The organism is Ectothiorhodospira shaposhnikovii, assembly GCF_016584105.1.
GTDB lineage: Bacteria > Pseudomonadota > Gammaproteobacteria > Ectothiorhodospirales > Ectothiorhodospiraceae > Ectothiorhodospira > Ectothiorhodospira shaposhnikovii.
The window spans coordinates 78,449-95,855 of record NZ_NRSM01000010.1; the positions used below are offsets into that span (position 1 = coordinate 78,449).

General features: G+C 64.8%; 14 protein-coding genes. 8 read left to right on the forward strand and 6 right to left on the reverse strand.

Translation table 11 applies throughout. From position 1 onward, the window contains the following. Nucleotides 1-118: 118 nt before the first annotated feature. On the reverse strand, nt 119-1,774 hold the full coding sequence (locus CKO35_RS07595; protein ID WP_200174285.1) for a methyl-accepting chemotaxis protein: 1,656 nt from the start codon (nt 1,772-1,774) through the stop codon (nt 119-121). 104 nt (nt 1,775-1,878) lie between these two features. Next, nucleotides 1,879-3,300 carry an aminodeoxychorismate synthase component I gene (gene pabB / locus CKO35_RS07600; protein ID WP_200174287.1) on the reverse strand — a complete coding sequence of 474 codons (1,422 nt, stop codon included), beginning with the start codon at nt 3,298-3,300 and terminating at the stop codon, nt 1,879-1,881. 113 nt (nt 3,301-3,413) lie between these two features. Here pabB and CKO35_RS07605 point away from each other — a divergent pair, with 113 nt between their 5' ends. From CKO35_RS07605 to moeA, 7 genes are read left to right on the forward strand one after another with little or no spacing between them, the layout of a single operon-like run. Then, nucleotides 3,414-4,628: an efflux RND transporter periplasmic adaptor subunit gene (locus CKO35_RS07605; RefSeq protein WP_200174288.1), complete on the forward strand. Its 1,215-nt coding sequence runs from the start codon at nt 3,414-3,416 to the stop codon at nt 4,626-4,628. Further along, nucleotides 4,625-7,738 carry an efflux RND transporter permease subunit gene (locus tag CKO35_RS07610; RefSeq protein WP_200174295.1) on the forward strand — a complete coding sequence of 1,038 codons (3,114 nt, stop codon included), beginning with the start codon at nt 4,625-4,627 and terminating at the stop codon, nt 7,736-7,738. Before CKO35_RS07605 ends, CKO35_RS07610 begins: the two co-directional genes overlap by 4 nt. Nucleotides 7,739-7,793: 55 nt before the next feature. Then, entirely contained in the window at nt 7,794-9,398 is a 1,605-nt protein-coding gene (locus CKO35_RS07615) for a TolC family protein (protein WP_420870746.1), read from the forward strand. Nucleotides 9,399-9,408: 10 nt separating this feature from the next. After that, a complete protein-coding gene (locus tag CKO35_RS07620) occupies nt 9,409-10,311 on the forward strand; it encodes an AEC family transporter (protein WP_242467084.1) in 903 nt (300 codons plus the stop codon). A 49-nt stretch (nt 10,312-10,360) separates the two neighbouring features. Continuing rightward, nucleotides 10,361-11,026 (forward strand): molybdenum cofactor guanylyltransferase MobA, encoded by a 666-nt coding sequence (gene mobA / locus CKO35_RS07625; RefSeq protein ID WP_200174299.1) that lies wholly within the window; start codon nt 10,361-10,363, stop codon nt 11,024-11,026. Then, a complete protein-coding gene (moaA, locus tag CKO35_RS07630; RefSeq protein WP_200174301.1) occupies nt 11,023-12,033 on the forward strand; it encodes a GTP 3',8-cyclase MoaA in 1,011 nt (336 codons plus the stop codon). Before mobA ends, moaA begins: the two co-directional genes overlap by 4 nt. A 3-nt stretch (nt 12,034-12,036) precedes the next feature. Beyond that, the gene (gene moeA / locus CKO35_RS07635; RefSeq protein WP_200174303.1) at nt 12,037-13,302 is read left to right on the forward strand and encodes a molybdopterin molybdotransferase MoeA; all 1,266 of its coding nucleotides are present in this window, start codon (nt 12,037-12,039) and stop codon (nt 13,300-13,302) included. A gap of 63 nt (nt 13,303-13,365) precedes the next feature. Here the strand turns inward: moeA and CKO35_RS07640 are convergent, their stop codons facing one another. The 4 genes from CKO35_RS07640 to nagZ all read right to left on the reverse strand — a co-directional run bounded on the left by CKO35_RS07640 (nt 13,366) and on the right by nagZ (nt 16,365). Beyond that, complete coding sequence (locus tag CKO35_RS07640; protein WP_200174305.1) at nt 13,366-14,118, reverse strand: S-methyl-5'-thioinosine phosphorylase; 753 nt, start codon at nt 14,116-14,118, stop codon at nt 13,366-13,368. Nucleotides 14,119-14,225: 107 nt separating this feature from the next. After that, a complete protein-coding gene (locus tag CKO35_RS07645) occupies nt 14,226-14,777 on the reverse strand; it encodes a hypoxanthine-guanine phosphoribosyltransferase (protein WP_338031772.1) in 552 nt (183 codons plus the stop codon). A gap of 46 nt (nt 14,778-14,823) precedes the next feature. Then, nucleotides 14,824-15,192, reverse strand: coding sequence for a DsrE family protein (locus tag CKO35_RS07650; RefSeq protein WP_008933148.1), 369 nt, complete (start codon nt 15,190-15,192; stop codon nt 14,824-14,826). Between the two features lie 126 nt (nt 15,193-15,318). Next, the gene (nagZ, locus tag CKO35_RS07655) at nt 15,319-16,365 is read right to left on the reverse strand and encodes a beta-N-acetylhexosaminidase (RefSeq protein WP_200174309.1); all 1,047 of its coding nucleotides are present in this window, start codon (nt 16,363-16,365) and stop codon (nt 15,319-15,321) included. 449 nt (nt 16,366-16,814) lie between these two features. Between nagZ and CKO35_RS07660 the strand changes: the two genes are divergently transcribed. Continuing rightward, nucleotides 16,815-17,084, forward strand: coding sequence for an Lpp/OprI family alanine-zipper lipoprotein (locus CKO35_RS07660; protein ID WP_200174311.1), 270 nt, complete (start codon nt 16,815-16,817; stop codon nt 17,082-17,084). Nucleotides 17,085-17,407 lie beyond the last annotated feature (323 nt).

A 17,407-nucleotide genomic window follows, 5' to 3' on the forward strand; every position in this document is an offset into this window, starting at 1 on the left:
CACGGATTCAGGGGCGTAACCTTGTTCCAGGCCCAAGGCCACGCCCTCGGGAGACAGGGGGCGCGGCCTCTTCCCTCCCCGAAGGAGGGGCGGAGGGGAGAGGCACAATCGGGTCCAGTCAAATACGGAAGCGCCCGACCCGTCCCTGCAGATCGGCGGCGAGGCGGGCCAACTCCTCGCTGGCCGAAGCAATCTGGGCGGCGCCCCGGGACGTCTGATCCACGGAATGGCTGATATTGGAGACGTTGCGATTGATCTCCTCGGCCACCGCCGACTGTTCCTCCGCCGCGCTGGCGATCTGGGCATTCATGTCGTTGATACCGGTGATGGCCTGATTGATCGTCTCCAGCGACTGACCTGCCTTGGCGGCCTGGGTCACGCTCTCCCTGGCCTTGCCGCGCCCTTGCTCCATCACCTTGACCGCGCCGCTGGTTCCGCTCTGCAGCCGCTCGATCATGGCCTGGATCTCCTTGGTGGATGACTGGGTCCGGCTGGCCAGGGTCCGCACCTCATCGGCCACCACGGCAAACCCCCGCCCCTGTTCACCCGCCCGGGCCGCCTCGATGGCCGCGTTCAGCGCCAGCAGATTGGTCTGCTCCGCGATACCCCGGATCACATCCAGTACCTTGCCGATTTCCTCGCTGTCGGCGGACAGGCGCCCGATCACCTCGGCGGCATTTTCCACCTCGCCCGCCAGGGCCTCGATGGAGGCGATGGTCTGCTTCACCACCTGGCTACCCGTACGGGACTCATGCTGGGTTTCCTGAGCGGCCTGGGCCGCCTCGCCGGCATTCCTGGCCACCTCTAGCACCGTGGCGGTCATCTCGTTCATGGCGGTGGCCACCTGATCCGTCTCCGAATGCTGATGACGCACCTGCTCCCGGGTCTCCTCAGAGGTGGTGGAGAGCTGCTCCGAGGCGGACGCCAGTTGGGACGTGGCCACGGACACCTGGCGCACCAGTTCGTGAATGCGTTCGGCAAAGGCATTGAAGGCCGAGGACAGGTCGGCCAGCTCGTTCTTGCCGGTCACCGTGAGTCGTCGTGTCAGATCCCCCTCGCCGTCGGCAATGTCCCGGAGAGTGGCACCGACATGCCGGATCGGATTGACGATGGACCGGGCAAACAGCACCGCGCCCACCATGCCCAGGGCGATCACGGTCACCAACGTCAGGACCATGCGCACCAAAAGACTGGACATGCCCGAAGCCACGATGGCGTCGGCCTGGGTGCGGGGAACACCCAACCCCATAACGCCGATGACCTCATTGCGCTGATTGAAGATGGGTTCATAGGCGGTCAGGTGAGGTACGCCAACCACCAGAGACTCACCGACGTAACGCTGACCTCTGGCCACTGTCTGGTGGACCGGTGTATCCCGTCCCAAAGGCGTCCCCACGGCCCGGCGCCCGTCGGCCCCGATTACGCTGGTGGACACCCGGACGAATTCATTGCGATCGGCGGCGAAGAAGGTGAATAACAGTCCCAGATCCCGGCTGATAGCGTCGGCCATGTCATGGCGCCCTTCCAGGGGTACGCCCCGGGCATCCACCAGGCGACCGTCCTGCAACCTCAATTCGCCGTAATACTGTTGCAGATAGACCCGGGCGGCCTTGAGATCGCCATCCGCCTTGACCAGCAGGCTGTGTTCCACCAGGCTGCGGGCGGTGCTGGCCGCGGACTGATAGGACACGGCGGCCAGCAGACAGCCCACAACGGTCAGGCCGACGATGGCTAGAAGAATCAGTCTTGTACGGATGGTGATGTTGTCCAACATCGGATGCCCTCGAAGGTCATTGCAACAGGACGGCCACGGCCGACCGGGGTCCTGACAGTGGTGAGGCGACCGCATTTCAATCGGCCATGCCCCATCTTAGGACTTTATCGGCTCTCCCGGTTATTTTCTTGAATCAAAGCGTCATTTGAAACGCCCGTTTCAAGGAGCTGCATCATTGCCGCCGCCTTGTCCAGGGTTTCCTGATACTCCTGCTCCATCACTGAACCGGTGGTGATGCCACCCCCCGCCCAGAACCGCAGTGTTCCATCGCTGAATACCAGGGTACGGATGGCAATACTGGTATCCAGGGTGCCGTCAAAGCCCAGGAATCCGATAGCCCCGCAGTACACCCCGCGGCGATGGGGCTCCAGGGCCTCGATGATCTCCATGGCCCTCAACTTGGGTGCCCCGGTGATGGACCCTCCCGGAAAACAGCCCCGCAACAGATCGACGGCATCCCGACCCGGCGCCAGCCGGCCAGTCACAGTGCTGACCAGATGATGCACCGTGGCATAGCTTTCCACCGCGAACAATTCCGGCACCGCCACGCTGCCGACGTCGCAGGTCTTGCCCAGATCATTGCGCAACAGATCCACGATCATCACGTTTTCCGCGCGATCCTTGTCACTGGTCGCCAGGGCTTCCCGCAGCCGCAGGTCCTCCTCCGGCGTCTTTCCCCGGGGCCGGGTGCCCTTGATGGGACGGGTGTTGGCCATGCCGTCCCGAAGATGCAGGAAGCGTTCCGGAGAATTGCTCAGGATGGACACCCCGGGGAACCGGAGAAAGGCCCCGTAAGGCGCGGGGCTGAGTTCGCGCAACCGTCGATACGCGCCCCAGTCATCCCCTTGGGCAGGCGCCTCGAACCGCTGGGCCAGATTGACCTGATAACAGTCACCCTCGCGGATGAATGCCTGTACGCGATCAAAGCGGCGGCGGTAGTCACCGGGCGAGAGGTTGGCGCGCAGCGGCCCACCCAGGACAAACCCGCCCCGGGAAGACAGTGAAGGGGGGTGACTGAACCGCCGCACCAGTGACTCCCAGCGTTCGGCGGTGCGTCGATCCCTGCCCTGCCCCACCAACACGCAGGTGCGCAGATCATGGTCCACCACCACCGCCCAGTCATGGATGCCGAGCATCATCTGGGGCAGGGATTCATGATCCCCGGCCAGAGTGGGCAAATGTTCCAGGCGCCGCGCCAGATCATAGCCGAAGTAACCGACGGCCCCGCCAGCAAAGGGCAGTCCGGCCAGCGGTCGGATGGGCGCCCCCAGGCGTGTGCGCAGGACCTCGAAGGGGTCGGCTCCGGTTATCTCCAGCTGTTCGCCTTCCCGATTCCGCACCCGGGTCAGATCCCCATCCGTCACCAGGGTGAGATAGGGGTCTGCGGTGATAATGTCGAAGCGGCCCCTGGCCTGACCATGACGGGCACTGTCCAGGAAGACGGCCCAGGGTTCCTCATGCAGCGTCTCGAACAGACGGGCGGAATCCTCGGGATAGGGCAAGGGTGCCAGTGACACGGGGCACATCGGATGATGAATCCATGGGAAGATAGTAGGAGACCCGCATTCTACCGAACCCGATGACCGGATTGCGGTCCCTTGGATGCATTGCCCACGTTTCAGGACAATCACCGCCACCAATGAACAAAAAATACCTGCTTACCGCCGCTACCGCAGCCATCCTCGTGCTGCTCATCCTGCTCCTGTTTCGGCCGGGCGGCGAAAACGATGCCACCCCGCCCCCCGCCTCCCAGCGCACTCCGGCGACCGTTCCCGTGGCCGTGACACCGATCGTCAGCGGTGACATCACTGAATGGGTGGTCTTCACCGGATCCCTGGTGGCCGCCCATCGGGTGGAGGTGGCCACACGGATTGCCGGACGCCTGGAACATCTGCACGTGGATATCGGCGATGCCGTGGCACCCGGCACCCTGCTGGCGGAACTGGATGACGACGAGGTGGTGCAAAGCCTGGAACAGGCCCGGGCCGAGCTGGCCGTGGCCCGGGCCAGCCTGGGAGAATCCCAGGCCGCCCTGGCCGCCGCCCGGCGCGCCCTCATCCGCACCCAGGAACTGCGGGCACAACGCATCGCCTCCCAGTCCGAACTGGAAGCGGCACAGACCGAACTGGATGCCCAGCAGGCCCGAGTGGCCCTGGCCCGTTCTCAGATCGACCAGCGTCAGGCCGCCGTGCGAAACGCGGAAATCCGGCAGGCCTACACCCGCATCCACGCCGACGCCAAGGCGGAACAACATCCCCAGTGGCTGGTGGCGGACCGTTTCGTGGATCGGGGCAGCATCCTGCAGGCCAACACCCCCATCCTGGCCCTGGTGGATCTCACCCCCCTGCGGGCCCGGGTGTTCGTCACGGAACGGGACTATGCCCGTCTGTCACCAGGCCAACCAGTCACACTGACCACCATCGCCTACCCGGGAGAGACCTTCCAGGGCTGGGTGGAGCGGCTGTCACCGGAATTCCGCGAGGCCTCCCGCCAGGCGCGGGTTGAGATCCATGTCCCCAATGAGGATCAGCGCCTGCGGCCCGGCATGTTCGTGGAAGCCCGCATCGCCACCCGCGCCCTGTCCGATGTCACCCTGGTCCCCGTGGATGCCCTGGTGGAACGACAGGGCAGATCCGGCCTGTTCCTGGTCGAGGTCACGGAAGCGGGACCCACGGCACGGTTTGTCCCGGTGGACACCGGCATTGAGGAACGGGAACGGGTCCAGATCATCAGCCCGGCCCTGGAAGGCCGGGTGGTCACTCTGGGGCACCATCTGATCAGCGACGGGACACGCCTGCGCCCGGTGGACCGGGATGAGTCGGAACCGACCCAGGGCGGGAGCACCGAGTCATGAACCCGGCCGTCTTCACCGTTCCCCGTCCCATCTTCACCGCCATGGTGACCGCCATCGTGGTCACCCTGGGGCTGATGTCCCTGTTCCGCCTGCCCATCGACCTGATGCCGGACATCACCTTTCCCACCGTCTCGATCATGACCAGCTATGAGAATGCCGGCCCCGACGAGATCGAACAGCTCATCACCCGCCCGGTGGAGGAAGCCGTCTCGGCGGTCCCCGGGGTGGAGGAAGTCACCTCCACCTCATCGGAAGGCTCCAGCAACGTGCGGGTCTCCTTTGGCTGGGGGACCAATCTGGACGCCGCCACCAACGAGGTGCGAGATCGTCTCGACCGCATCATCAACGCCCTGCCCGAAGAGGCCGGGCGCCCCCTGGTCAGGCGCTTCGACAGCGCCGCCTTCCCGATCATGATGATCGGCGTGGGGGGGAACCTGGACCCCATCGACCTGCGCCGGCTGATCGACGACCGCATCCGTCCCCGCCTTGAGCGGGTACCCGGCGTGGCGGCGGTGGATGTATGGGGGGGACTGGAACGGGAAATCCGGGTGGAGGTGGACCCGGACCGGCTCCAGGCCCTGAGCCTGGGCCTGGACGAGATCCGCCAGGCCCTGCGGGACGCCAACGTCATTCACCCCGCCGGCGAGATCGCGCGGGGCCGCATGGACCTGCGCCTGCGCACCCCCGGCGAGTTCGAAAACCTGAATCAGATCCGCGCCACCGTGGTGGCGGTACGCGACGGCGCCCCCATTCATCTGCACCAGGTGGCCGAGGTGCGCGATACCCATCAACGCATCACCCGCATCATCCGCATCAATGACGTCCCCGGCGTGCGTCTGGCCATCCAGAAGCAGTCGGATGCCAACACGGTACAGGTCTCCCGGGCGGTCCAGGAAGAGATCCTGCGCCTGGACCGGGATTTTCCCCAACTCAATATCGCCACCGCCATCGACACCTCGGGGCACATCGAACGCTCGATCCGGAACGTGGGCCGTTCCATTCTCTACGGCGGCAGCCTGGCGGTGCTGGTGCTGCTGTTCTTCCTGCGCCATCTGCGCTTCACCCTGGTGGCCGCCACCGCCATCCCGGTATCGGTCATCGCCACCTTCGGGCTGATCTACTTCGGCGGCTTTACCCTCAATCTGATGACCCTGGGCGGACTGGCCCTGGGCGTGGGCCTGATGGTGGACAATGCCATCGTGGTGATCGAAAACATCGCCCGGCGCAGCAAGGAAGAAGGCCTGAGCGCAATAGAGGCAGCCACCCGGGGCACCGGTGACGTGGCGGCCGCCATCACCGCCAGCACCCTCACCACCCTGGCCATCTTCCTGCCCATGTTCTTTGCCCAGGAGCTGGCCGGCATCCTGTTCAAGCAACTGGCCCTGGTGGTGGCCTTCAGCCTGTTCTGTTCCCTGCTGGTGGCCCTGACCCTGGTCCCCATGTTGATGGGACGGGAGGCCACGGTGAAGACCCGCACCACCCCCGGCGGCATCCATCGACTGGGAACCGCGGCCGGTGGCCTGGTACGCGGACTGGAGCGAGGCTACCTGACCCTGCTGGACCGGGCGCTCACCCATCGCTGGGTGGTCATCGTGCTGACCCTCGTACTCTTCGTCGGCGCCATGGCCCTGATCCCCCGCCTGGGCACCGAGTTCATGCCCGCCACGGATGAAGGCCAGCTGCGGGTGAATATCGAGATGGAGCCGGGCACCCGCGTCGAGGTCCTGGATGATGCCGTCCGCCGGATCGAAGCCGTCATCGCCGCCGAAGTCCCGGAAGTGAGCAGCATGATCGCCAGTGTGGGGGCCTCGGGCTTTCGGGCCACTTCCCCTTCCACCGCCAGCCTGAACATCGCGCTGGTGCCGCTGTCGGAGCGCAGCCGTTCCACGGAACAGATCGCCACCGCCCTGCGGCGTCAGGTCACGGAGATCCCCGGCATCACGGTGCGGATTCGCGCCAGCCAGGGGATGATGATGCGTGGCATGGGGGCCGGGCAGGACGGAGAACAGCTGAGCATCGAAGTCCGCGGCTTTGATCTGGAGACCATCGATCTGGCCGCCCGCGACCTGGCCGTACGGATCCGGGGCATCGACGGCATCACCGACGTGCGCCTGGGCCGGGAAGATGGACGCGTCCAGCAACTGGTCCGCATCGACCGCGCCCGGGCTTCCGATCTGGGCATCAGCGTGGCACAGGTGGCCCGCACCCTGGAAACCGCACTGAGCGGCGGCATGGCCGGCCAGTTCCGGGATAGCGGCAGCGAGACCCGCATCTGGGTTCAGCTACGGGATGCCGAGCACCTGGGTCTGGACGACATCCTCAACATCACCCTGCCGGGCCGGGACGGAGAACCAGTCAGCCTGCGCAATCTGGTCAGCCTGGAGGCGGCCATTGCTCCGCTGCAGATCGAACGCAAGGAACAGCAACGGGTCAACACCGTCAATGCCAACATCTCAGGTCGTGACCTGGGGTCCATCGTCGCCGACGTGCGCGCCGAACTGGCGGCCATGCCCCTGTCCCGCGATGTGGAGATCCTGTTCGCCGGCGACGTGGAAGAACAGCAGCGGGCCTTCACCGAACTGGGTCTGGCCCTGCTGATGGCCATCGCCCTGGTCTACATGGTGATGGCCAGCCTGTACGAATCCCTCCGCGATCCCTTCATCGTCATGTTCGCCGTCCCCCTGGCCCTGATCGGGGTGGTGCTCATGCTGCTGGTCACGGGCACCACGCTCAACGTGCAGTCCCTGATCGGCATCATCATGCTGGCCGGGATCTCGGTGAACAATGCCATCCTGCTGGTGGACCAGAGCGCCCGCCTGCACCGGCGGGAGGGCCTCAAGGTCCGTGACGCGGTCCGCGAGGCCTCGCGGCGGCGCCTGCGTCCCATCCTCATGACCTCCCTCACCACCATCCTGGCCCTGATCCCCCTGGCGGTGGGTTTCGGTGAAGGCGCCGAGGCCCAGGCCCCCATGGCCCGGGCGGTGATCGGCGGCCTGATCAGTTCCACCCTGATCACCCTGCTGCTGATTCCAGCCCTTTACACCCTGTTCCACCGGGACCGACCCACCCGGCAAACCGTTGACGGACCCTTGACCCATGCCCCAGCCTGATCGACCCCATCCCCGGCCGGCACGGATCGCCCTGGCGGCGGCCGTTGCACTGCTCATGCTCGGCGACGGCGCCCAGGCCCGGCAGGAGGCGCCGGCCCATTACACCCCGCCCGGCTGGCTGGATGAGCGGCTGGACGCCCACCTGCCCGACGGGCTGCTCCCCCCCGATGACCTGCCCATGGTCACACCCGCCCGGGACGGGGACGGTACCCTGCCCCTGGACACCCTGGGGCCGGATGCCCTGTCCCTGTCGGTGGAACAGGCGGTGTTCCTGGCCCTGACGCACAACCGGTCCCTGGCGGTTCAGCAGCTCCAGCCCCTGATTACCGGCACCTTCGAGGCGGTGGAACGGGCGGTGTTCGATCCGGTGCTGTTCGCCGAGATGTCCCTGCGTCGGGACGAGACGGTACGCCAGTTCGACCAGCGCCCGGATCTGCCCGATCAGATCACCCGCTCCGACCGTGACATCTTCGAGGGCGGCCTGCGCCAGCGCCTGCCCACGGGCACGGACCTGGAGCTATCCCTGCGCACGGTGCGCAGCGAATCCACCCAGACCAGCGAACAGTTCACCTCGCGGGCGGGACTGACCCTGACCCAGGCGCTGCTGCAGGGGGCACGCATCGACTCCAATCTGGCCCGTCTGCGTCAGGCCCGTCTGGATACCCAAAGCTCCCTGTACGAATTTCGCGGCTTTGCCGAAAACCTGGTGGCCGATGTGGAAGCGGCCTACTGGGACTATGTGCTGGCCAGTCGTCGCACCGCCATCTTCGAGGAATCCCTGGCGGTGGCACGCCGGCAGCTGGAAGAGACCCGCCAGCGCATCCGGGTGGGAGAACGGCCGGAAACCGAGGAAACCGCCGCCCGGGCCGAAGAAGCCCTGCGCCGCCAGGGGCTGATCAACGCCCGTTCCGACCAGGCCCGAGCCCGTATCCGGCTACTGCAACTGATCAACCCCCGGCATGCCCACTGGGGCACCGCCGTCACGCCCCAGGACCGGCCCGATCATCAGGTGCCCGCCATGGAGCCGGTGGACCTGCATCTGGCCCTGGCCCGGGACCATCGCCCGGACCTGAACGAGGCCCGGCTGAGGGTGCAACGGGGAGAGCTGGAGGTGATCCGCACCCGCCAGGGCCTGTTGCCCCGGCTGGACCTGTTCATCACCCTGGGCCAGACCGGTTATGCCGCCGCCTTCGGCGAGGCCTGGCGAGAAATCGACGGCCCCGGCTACGACTACAGCGCCGGACTGCGCCTGGAACACCCCCTGGGCAACCGCGCCGCCCGGGCGGAGTCCCAACGGGCGGGGCTGACCCGTCAGCAATCCCTGGAGGCCCTGGGCAATCTCCAGCAGCTCACCGCCCTGGACGTGCAGAATGCCTGGTTCGAGGCCAACCGCACCCGGGAACAGATCCAGGCCACCCGCCTCACCCGGGAACTGCAGGAGGAGGTACTGCGGACCGAACAGGTCCGGTTCCGGGTGGGTACTGGTACGGCCCTTGCGGTCTCCCAGGCCCAGCGGGACCTGCTGGAAAGCCAGCTGGAAGAAATTGAATCCCTGATCCGCCATCGCCAGGCCCTGACCGAACTCTACCGCCAGAGCGGCACCCTGCTCCTGCGGCGGGGCATCGAGGCGCCGGGAGCGGAACGAGTCGAACTTTTATAATCTTTTACCCATGAATCCACTAAACATCCTGCTGCCCACCTTCGCCCTGGTGGTGCTGGGCCATCTGCTGCGTCGTCATGCCGGTTTCAGCCCGGGTTTCTGGTCGGACCTGGAATGGCTGATCTACTACGTCCTTTTTCCCGCCCTGCTGTTCGGCGCCCTGGCCCGCCGCCCCCTGGAATTGCAGAGCGCGGCGGGCATGATCTACACCGGGGTCATCTTCATGACGGCAGGAATGCTGCTGGGATACCTGGGGCGATACCTGCTCAGGCTCACGGAAATCGAGTTCGCCTCCTCATTCCAGTGCGCCTTCCGTTTCAACACCTACATCGGCTTTGCCATCCTCGGCGGGCTGTATGGAGCCGATGGGGTTGCGGTGTTCGCCATCCTGGCCGGGTTCATGGTGCCGCTGGCCAACCTTGGGGCGGTCTGGGCCCTGGCGCGCCACGGCAATCAGGGCCTGCTGCGGGAGCTGGCCCGCAATCCCCTGGTTCTGTCCACCTTCGCCGGGCTGGCCTGGTCCCTGTCCGGCTGGCCCCTGCCGGAGATGGCGGACACCACCCTGCGCTTTCTGGGCGAGGCCGCCCTGCCCCTGGGCCTGATCGCCGTGGGTGCGGGCCTGCGGCTGGCGGGCCTGGGCAGCCGCCTGCCAGCGGTGACCTACCTGAGCATCGTCAAGCTGCTGCTGGTCCCGGCCGTCGCCCTGACCGCGGCCACCCTGTTCGGCCTGACCGGCCCGTATCTGGCCTCTGCCCTGATCCTGGCGGCCCTGCCCACCGCATCGTCCGCCTATATCCTGGCGGTGCGCATGGGCGGAGACGGACAGATCGTCGCCGCCATCATCGCCACCAGCACCCTGGCCGCCGCCGTCACCCTGCCGTTCTGGATCTACATGGGACGCCTGGGCATCTGATCCCATGGACTGGCCGGACTCCGACCAATGACATAGAATCAGTTGCACTATGCATAGTCCAAACCACCAGACCACCATCACCGGAGCCATCCTTGCCGGCGGCAGGGGAACACGCATGGGTGGTCGGGACAAGGGGCTGATCCCCCTGGCCGGCGGTTACATGGTGGAACGGGTGATCGACCGTCTGCGGCCCCAGGTGTCGGACATGCTGCTCAATGCCAACCGGAACGAAACCTTCTACGCCGACCTGGGCCTGCCGGTGGTCGGGGATGACATCGGCGACTATGCAGGTCCGCTGGCGGGACTGGCCGCCTGCCTGAGGGCCAGTCGGCATCCCTGGGTAGTGACCTGCCCCTGTGATGCGCCACTGCTGCCGACGGACCTGGTCCCAAGACTGATACACGCCGCCCATGAGCAGGCGACCGACCTGAGCGTGGCCCATGACGGCGAACGCCTGCAACCTCTGTTCGCCCTGGTACCCACCCGTCTAGCGCAGGATCTGGCACACTGGCTGGCTAACGGAAACCGGAGGACAGGCCGGTGGTTTGAACACCACGGGGCGGCCATTGCCGATTTTTCCGACTGCCCCGAGGCCTTTTTGAACATCAACACGCCCGCGGACCAGGCCGAGGCCATCACCCGCCTGGACACACGCCGGGTTTCGCACACGCAAAGTCATGCAGGCCAGCCCATCGCCGAGGAGCGCAGACCATGAACCAATCGATCCTGCCGCCCCCCCAGTTGATGGACCGCTTCGGGCGTCAGATCACCTATCTGCGCATCTCCGTCACGGACCGGTGTGACTTTCGCTGCGTCTACTGCATGGCCGAAGAGATGCAGTTTCTCCCCCGCCAGCAACTCCTCACCCTGGAAGAAATCGCCTGGATTGCCCAGGCCTTCGTGTCACTGGGCGTCCACAAGATCCGTGTCACCGGCGGTGAACCGCTGGTCAGACGCGGAGTGATGAGCCTGTTCGAAACCTTGGGCACCCTTGAGGGCATCAAGGACCTGACCCTGACCACCAACGGCTCCCAGCTGGTACGCCATGCCCGTGACCTGCGGGCCGCCGGTGTCAACCGCATCAACATCAGCCTGGACAGCCTCAAGGCCGATCGATTCCGCCGCCTCACCCGAACCGGCGACCTGGCACAGGTACTGGCAGGCATCGAGGCGGCCATGGATGCCGGCTTCGATCACATCAAACTCAACAGCGTGATCCTCAAGGGACGCAACGAGGACGAGATCCTTGACCTGGTGCATTACGCCCGCATCCGGGACCTGGACATCAGCTTCATCGAAGAAATGCCCCTGGGCCTCATCGGCGACCATGACCGTGCCGAAGTCCACTATTCCAGCGACGAGGTGCGGGCCGACATAGAAACCAGGCATACACTCATTCCCACCACCGAGCACACCGGTGGACCGTCACGCTACTATCGACTGGACGGCACTTCCATCCGGGTGGGGTTCATCTCACCTCACAGTCATAACTTCTGCGACAACTGCAACCGGGTACGCCTCACCGCGGAAGGCCGGCTGCTGCTGTGCCTGGGTCAGGAGCATGCCGTGGACCTCAAGCGGGTGATCCGCTCCCATCCCGGCGACCTGCAGGCCCTGACCACGGCGATCCGGCAAGGGATGCAGATCAAGCCCTGGGGCCATGAATTCCAGCTGGACGCACAACCCGTCATCTTCCGACACATGAACCGCACAGGCGGCTGATCCGTGGCCCATACCTCCTCCCTTCCCTCCTGCCGTGATGATCACGATCCCGACTCCCTGACCCTGGAGCAGGCCCGGAACCGGGTGCTGGCGCAAGTGATTCCGGTCCGGGGGCGGGAATGCCTGATGCTGCGCCTTGCGCTGGGACGGGTGCTGGCGGAACCGGTCATTGCCGATGCCCCTGTCCCGGCCCACGACAATGCGGCCATGGATGGCTACGCCCTCGCGGGTGCCGACCTCCCCCGGCAAGGCAAGGCCGCCCTGGACATCATCGGCACCGCCTGGGCCGGGCGTCCCTTCATGAACGCCATCGGGCAGGGACAGTGCGTGCGCATCATGACCGGCGCCATGATCCCGCCCGGTTGCGATACGGTGATCATGCAGGAGCACGTGGAAGTCCAGGACCAACGGGTGCATGTGGGTACCGGCCACCGGCCGGGTGAGAACATCCGGCCCGCCGGGGAGGATATCCACACCGGTCAGACCGTGCTGGCGGCGGGGACGCTCATCACACCGGCCCGTCTGGGCCTGCTGGCCTCCCTGGGCCGGGTGGAAGTGAGCGTACACCGCCGCCCGCGGGTGGCGCTGTTTTCCACCGGCGATGAACTGACCGCCCTGGGAGAACCACTTCCCCCGGGGGGAATCCACGACAGCAATCGCCATACCCTGTCCGGCATGCTGACACGACTGGGAGTGGAACTGATCGACATGGGCGTGGTGCGGGACGAACCCCGGCACCTGCGGGAGGCTTTCGAAGAAGCGGCCCGCTGCGCCGACGTGCTCATCACCACCGGCGGCGTCTCGGTGGGCGAGGCGGACTTCGTGCGCGACCTGCTGGGGGAACTGGGACGAATCAGTTTCTGGAGGGTGGCCATCAAACCTGGTCGTCCCATGGCCTTCGGCCATCTGGGGCAGACCGTGTTCATGGGCCTGCCCGGCAATCCGGTGTCCGCGGCCGTGACCTTTTACCAGATCGTTCAGCCGGCGCTGCGGCGGATGATGGGCGAGACCGATGTCTCACTGCCGCCCTGCTTCCCGGTGCGCTGCCTGTCGGATCTGAAAAAACGCCCCGGCCGGATGGAATTCCAGCGGGGCGTACTGAGTCAGGAGGATGGCGAAGAATGGGTGGTCCGGGCCACCGGCTCCCAGGGCTCGGGGGTACTCAGTTCCATGAGCGAGGCCAACTGTTTCATCGTGCTGGAACTGGAACAGGGGCCGGTGGCGGCCGGCGGCTTGGTCAAGGTACAGCCCTTTCAGGGGCTGATCTGACTCCGCATGACCCAGGCAGGCCCCTCTCCCCTTGCGGGGAGGGGTTGGGGTGAGTGAAGCGCTTCACAGGGTAGGAATGATGTTCTCCAGCAGGGTACGAACATTCACCATGCCCTCGGCCACGTTGCGATCCACCTCCTCCATGGTGATCTCGCCCTGGCCTTCCCCGCGACCGGCGGCCCAGTTGGCCACCACGGCACAGGTGGCGTAGCACAGCTCCAGTTCCCGGGCCAGGGCCGCCTCGGGCATGCCGGTCATGCCCACGATGTCGCAGCCATCCCGCTCCAGGCGGTTGACCTCCGCAGCAGTCTCCAGCCGTGGCCCCTGGGTCGCCCCATAGGTGCCACGGTCCACGAAATCCAGCCCGATCCCGCGCGCCCCCTGGATCAGCGCCTGACGCAGTTCTTCACAGTAGGGATAGGTGAAATCCACATGGGTGACATGGCTCAGATCCGCCTCGAACAGGGTATGGGCGCGGGACCAGGTGTAGTCGATGATCTGGTCGGGAAACACCATCCGGGGTGGTGCCATCTCCGAAGTGATGCCACCCACCGCGGCCACCGCCACGACCCGGCGGATGCCGGCATTTTTCAGCGCCCACAGGTTCGCGCGGTAGTTGATCCGGTGGGGTGGAATGGTATGCCCATATCCATGACGGGCCAGGAACATGACCTCGCGACCGGCCAGCACACCATGGGTGATGGGGCCAGAAGGCTCGCCATAGGGGGTGTGCATCACCTCGCGACGGGTGATCTCCAGGCCCTTGAGGGAAGTCAGTCCGGTGCCGCCGATGATGGCGATGGTGGTATCAGTCATGGGGTCCTCATTGGATGCAACAGGCGAGGCAGCATCCCTGCGGGATGCTGCCCGGGGAATTTCAGGGGCGGTCACTGGCCCGGAAAAGGCACATCGGGTCAGGGATTTCAGCAACCCTTCACGGCATAGATGCCGGGGGCATTGCGCAGGTATTCCTTATAGTCCATCCCGTAACCGAAGACATAACGGTCTTCCACCTCCACTCCCAGGTAGTCGGCCTCAAGCCCCGGCACCCGCCGGTCATGGTGCTTGAGCACCAGCGCCGCGGACAGGACCTGACCGGCCCCCTCTTCACGGCAGTAATCCAGGATGCCCGCCAGGGTATGGCCCTCGTCCAGGATGTCGTCCAGCACCAGGACCGTACGACCCTTGAGCGAAGTCTGCGGTTTCACCAGCCAGTGCAGTTCCTCGCCGCCGGTAAGGGCGCCCCGGTACCGGGTCGCATGGAGATAGTCCACCTGCAGGGGAAAATGCAGACGGGTCAACAAATGACCGGCGGCCACCACGCCGCCGGTCATGACACACAATATCAAGGGATTGCTGTCCGCCAGATCACGGGTGATGGCCTCGGCCATGCGGTCCATGGCCGCCTCCACCTGTTCACGCGGCACGAGGCAGTCAGCCTCGGCCAGGACCTGTTTCACATGCTCCGGAGTCACAGACATGGCAACCCTTTCTTGTTTTGACGGAAAGATCTAGAAAGATCTAGTAAGTGAATGTCACGGTATCATCATCCATGGCCTGGCCGATCACGTAGGCGCCGCCCACGGTTTCCTCGATCTCGGGAATCAGATCATTCCCCCACAGATCCAGGGTGGGCGTGCAGACCTTGAAGTGCGCACCGGCCTCATGGGCGTCCTTGATGAAATCATACACCGACTTGGTGCTCCCCTCCTGCACGAACAGGTTCTCGGCCACGCCCTTCTTCGCCAGTTCACCGGCGCGGCCGGTCATGATCACCTCCACCTCGTATTCCATGGCGGCGGCCACGGTGGCCTGGAAGAAGGGGGCCCCCAGCTCGGAGGGGTTTTTGGGATCGGTATTGACCATGATGATCAGTAACTTGTCGGCCATTATCTTGCGTCTCCTCGGGTGGCATAACCTTATGTTGCAAAGGCATTATAGGCACCGAATTCCAGGCCCCACAATCTATAAGAACCGCTTATTCCGGGATCAGTCACGGGCGCGGGAACAGGCCCCTCAGACCGGCAATCCCAAGTTTTGATCATCATCCAACGCCCGGGCAAGGCGAACCGCCGCCTCCCATTCCGGATCAGCTTCCAGCCCGGACCAGGACGGGGCACGACGCCCATGCATGCGGGCCAGGCGAGCCATGGAAGCCGGATCTGCATGTCCCTCCAGGGCATCAAGTACCTGCAGGGCGCCCTCCGGGTGATTACAGACCAGCACCATGTCGCAACCTGCCTCAAGGGCCAGACGGGCACGCCGGGGAAAATCACCGAAACTCTCCGTGGCGGCCATGCTCAGGTCATCGCTGAAGATAGCCCCCTTGAAACCCAGGCGTCCGCGCAGCACACGCTGCAGCCAGATGGGGGAAAAACCCGCGGGTAAATCATCCACCTGGTCGTAGACCACATGGGCAGGCATGATGCCGGCGATGCCCTCCCTCACCAGCCGGTCAAAGGGCTGGAGATCATCATGCAGGATCCGGTCGAACGGCCGGTGATCCACCGGCAGGGCCAGATGGGAATCCGCCTGCACCCCACCATGTCCCGGAAAGTGCTTGCCCACGGCTTCCATGCCCGCCGCCCGCATGCCGGCCACGACCTGATGCCCGAGTTCGCCCACCACCTCGGGACGACGGTGAAAGGCCCGGTCACCGATCACGCCGCTGCAGCCGTGGGCCAGATCCAGCACCGGGGCAAAGCTGAAATCCACCCCCACTGCACGCAGTTCCGCCGCCAGCAGCCAGCCCAGGCTCCGGGCCGCACGGCGGGCAGCCGCCCGATCACGATCATGCAGGGAACCCAGGGCGGCCATGGCCGGCAAATGGGTGAACCCTTCCCGGAACCGTTGCACCCTGCCCCCCTCGTGGTCCACCGCCACCAGCAGATGGGGATCCCGCAAGGCATGGATCTCGGCCACCAGCGTCATGAGCTGCTCGCGGGATTCGAAATTGCGGGTAAACAGGATCACGCCCCCGACCCCGGGGCGTTTCAATAACTGCCGCTCCCGGTCCGTCATGGACGTGCCTTCCAGATCCACCATCACAGGCCCAAGGGGCATGACGCACACTCTCCCGGCTCGGAAAGCAGGGATTGTAACCAAATCCTTGCCGGTTTCACGGCATTGGATGAAGAAAGCCGAAGACAAAAAAACGGGGCGCCGAAGCACCCCGCAAGCAGGAGGAGTAAACGATGACCGACATGACCAATAGGGCTGAATGTCAGACAATTTTTAAAAAGCATGAAACGTGCCATAAAAAAACACCGGCGCAGGGCGTTCAATACGTCAAAAGACAGAAAAATCCGCCCTCCAGATAGGCAGGCCGGAAAAACACGCTCCAATCTGGTGCAAGGCGCCAGCCAGCTTTCACGCCCCTGTTTTGTGACCGATGCAATATCTTTCGGGGAGATACTATGGATACTTAATGTCTCCTGTTAAAATTCAATTCCCAATCCCATCACCCAGCTTGACCGGAGGTTCCAATGCAGAAAGGAATGTTCAAAGTGGCCATGGCTTCAGCAGCGGTCCTGACGCTGGTGTTGACCACGGGCTGTGCCACGACCAAGAACCTGGAAGAAAACCGCCAGATGATCGACAACGTCAAGGTCACCAGTGATCAGGCACTGAGGACCGCCAATGACGCCAAGGCCAGTGCCGACCAGGCCAACCGCACCGCCAACGAAGCCGATCGCAAGGCTGATCGCGCCCTGCAGGAAAATGCCCGCCTGCGCGAGATGATCGAGCGCATGGAGCGTACCTACCAGCGCCCTGGCAAGTAATTCCCTCCCCGGATTTTCGCAGCGCTGACCTTGAGGTCGGCGACTGCCCGCCCCTGATGAAAGCCCGCCTTATGGCGGGCTTTCCTTTTATACCTCACCAAAACCACACCGGATTGCGGCAAACACCGGATCATGGTTTGACAGATCGCAAAAAAATAAATGAGAATAAGAACAATTGTGAATTTTCAGTGGGGATCGCGGTTGTGATCTTCCTTTCCACAACCCAGACCGCAAGCCAGCCAATCCCCCTGAGGGCCTAGCCAGCCAGCATTACCTTGAATCTCACAGGGGAAGCATCCGTGCCCAATATATGCCAAGCAACC

Coding starts and splice junctions, on each gene's coding strand:
- CKO35_RS07595 (WP_200174285.1), bottom strand. CDS start 1,774: ATGTTGGACAACATCACCATCCGTACAAGACTGATTCTTCTAGCCATC.
- pabB (WP_200174287.1), bottom strand. CDS start 3,300: ATGTGCCCCGTGTCACTGGCACCCTTGCCCTATCCCGAGGATTCCGCC.
- CKO35_RS07605 (WP_200174288.1), top strand. CDS start 3,414: ATGAACAAAAAATACCTGCTTACCGCCGCTACCGCAGCCATCCTCGTG.
- CKO35_RS07610 (WP_200174295.1), top strand. CDS start 4,625: ATGAACCCGGCCGTCTTCACCGTTCCCCGTCCCATCTTCACCGCCATG.
- CKO35_RS07615 (WP_420870746.1), top strand. CDS start 7,794: ATGCTCGGCGACGGCGCCCAGGCCCGGCAGGAGGCGCCGGCCCATTAC.
- CKO35_RS07620 (WP_242467084.1), top strand. CDS start 9,409: ATGAATCCACTAAACATCCTGCTGCCCACCTTCGCCCTGGTGGTGCTG.
- mobA (WP_200174299.1), top strand. CDS start 10,361: ATGCATAGTCCAAACCACCAGACCACCATCACCGGAGCCATCCTTGCC.
- moaA (WP_200174301.1), top strand. CDS start 11,023: ATGAACCAATCGATCCTGCCGCCCCCCCAGTTGATGGACCGCTTCGGG.
- CKO35_RS07640 (WP_200174305.1), bottom strand. CDS start 14,118: ATGACTGATACCACCATCGCCATCATCGGCGGCACCGGACTGACTTCC.
- CKO35_RS07650 (WP_008933148.1), bottom strand. CDS start 15,192: ATGGCCGACAAGTTACTGATCATCATGGTCAATACCGATCCCAAAAAC.
- nagZ (WP_200174309.1), bottom strand. CDS start 16,365: ATGCCCCTTGGGCCTGTGATGGTGGATCTGGAAGGCACGTCCATGACG.
- CKO35_RS07660 (WP_200174311.1), top strand. CDS start 16,815: ATGGCTTCAGCAGCGGTCCTGACGCTGGTGTTGACCACGGGCTGTGCC.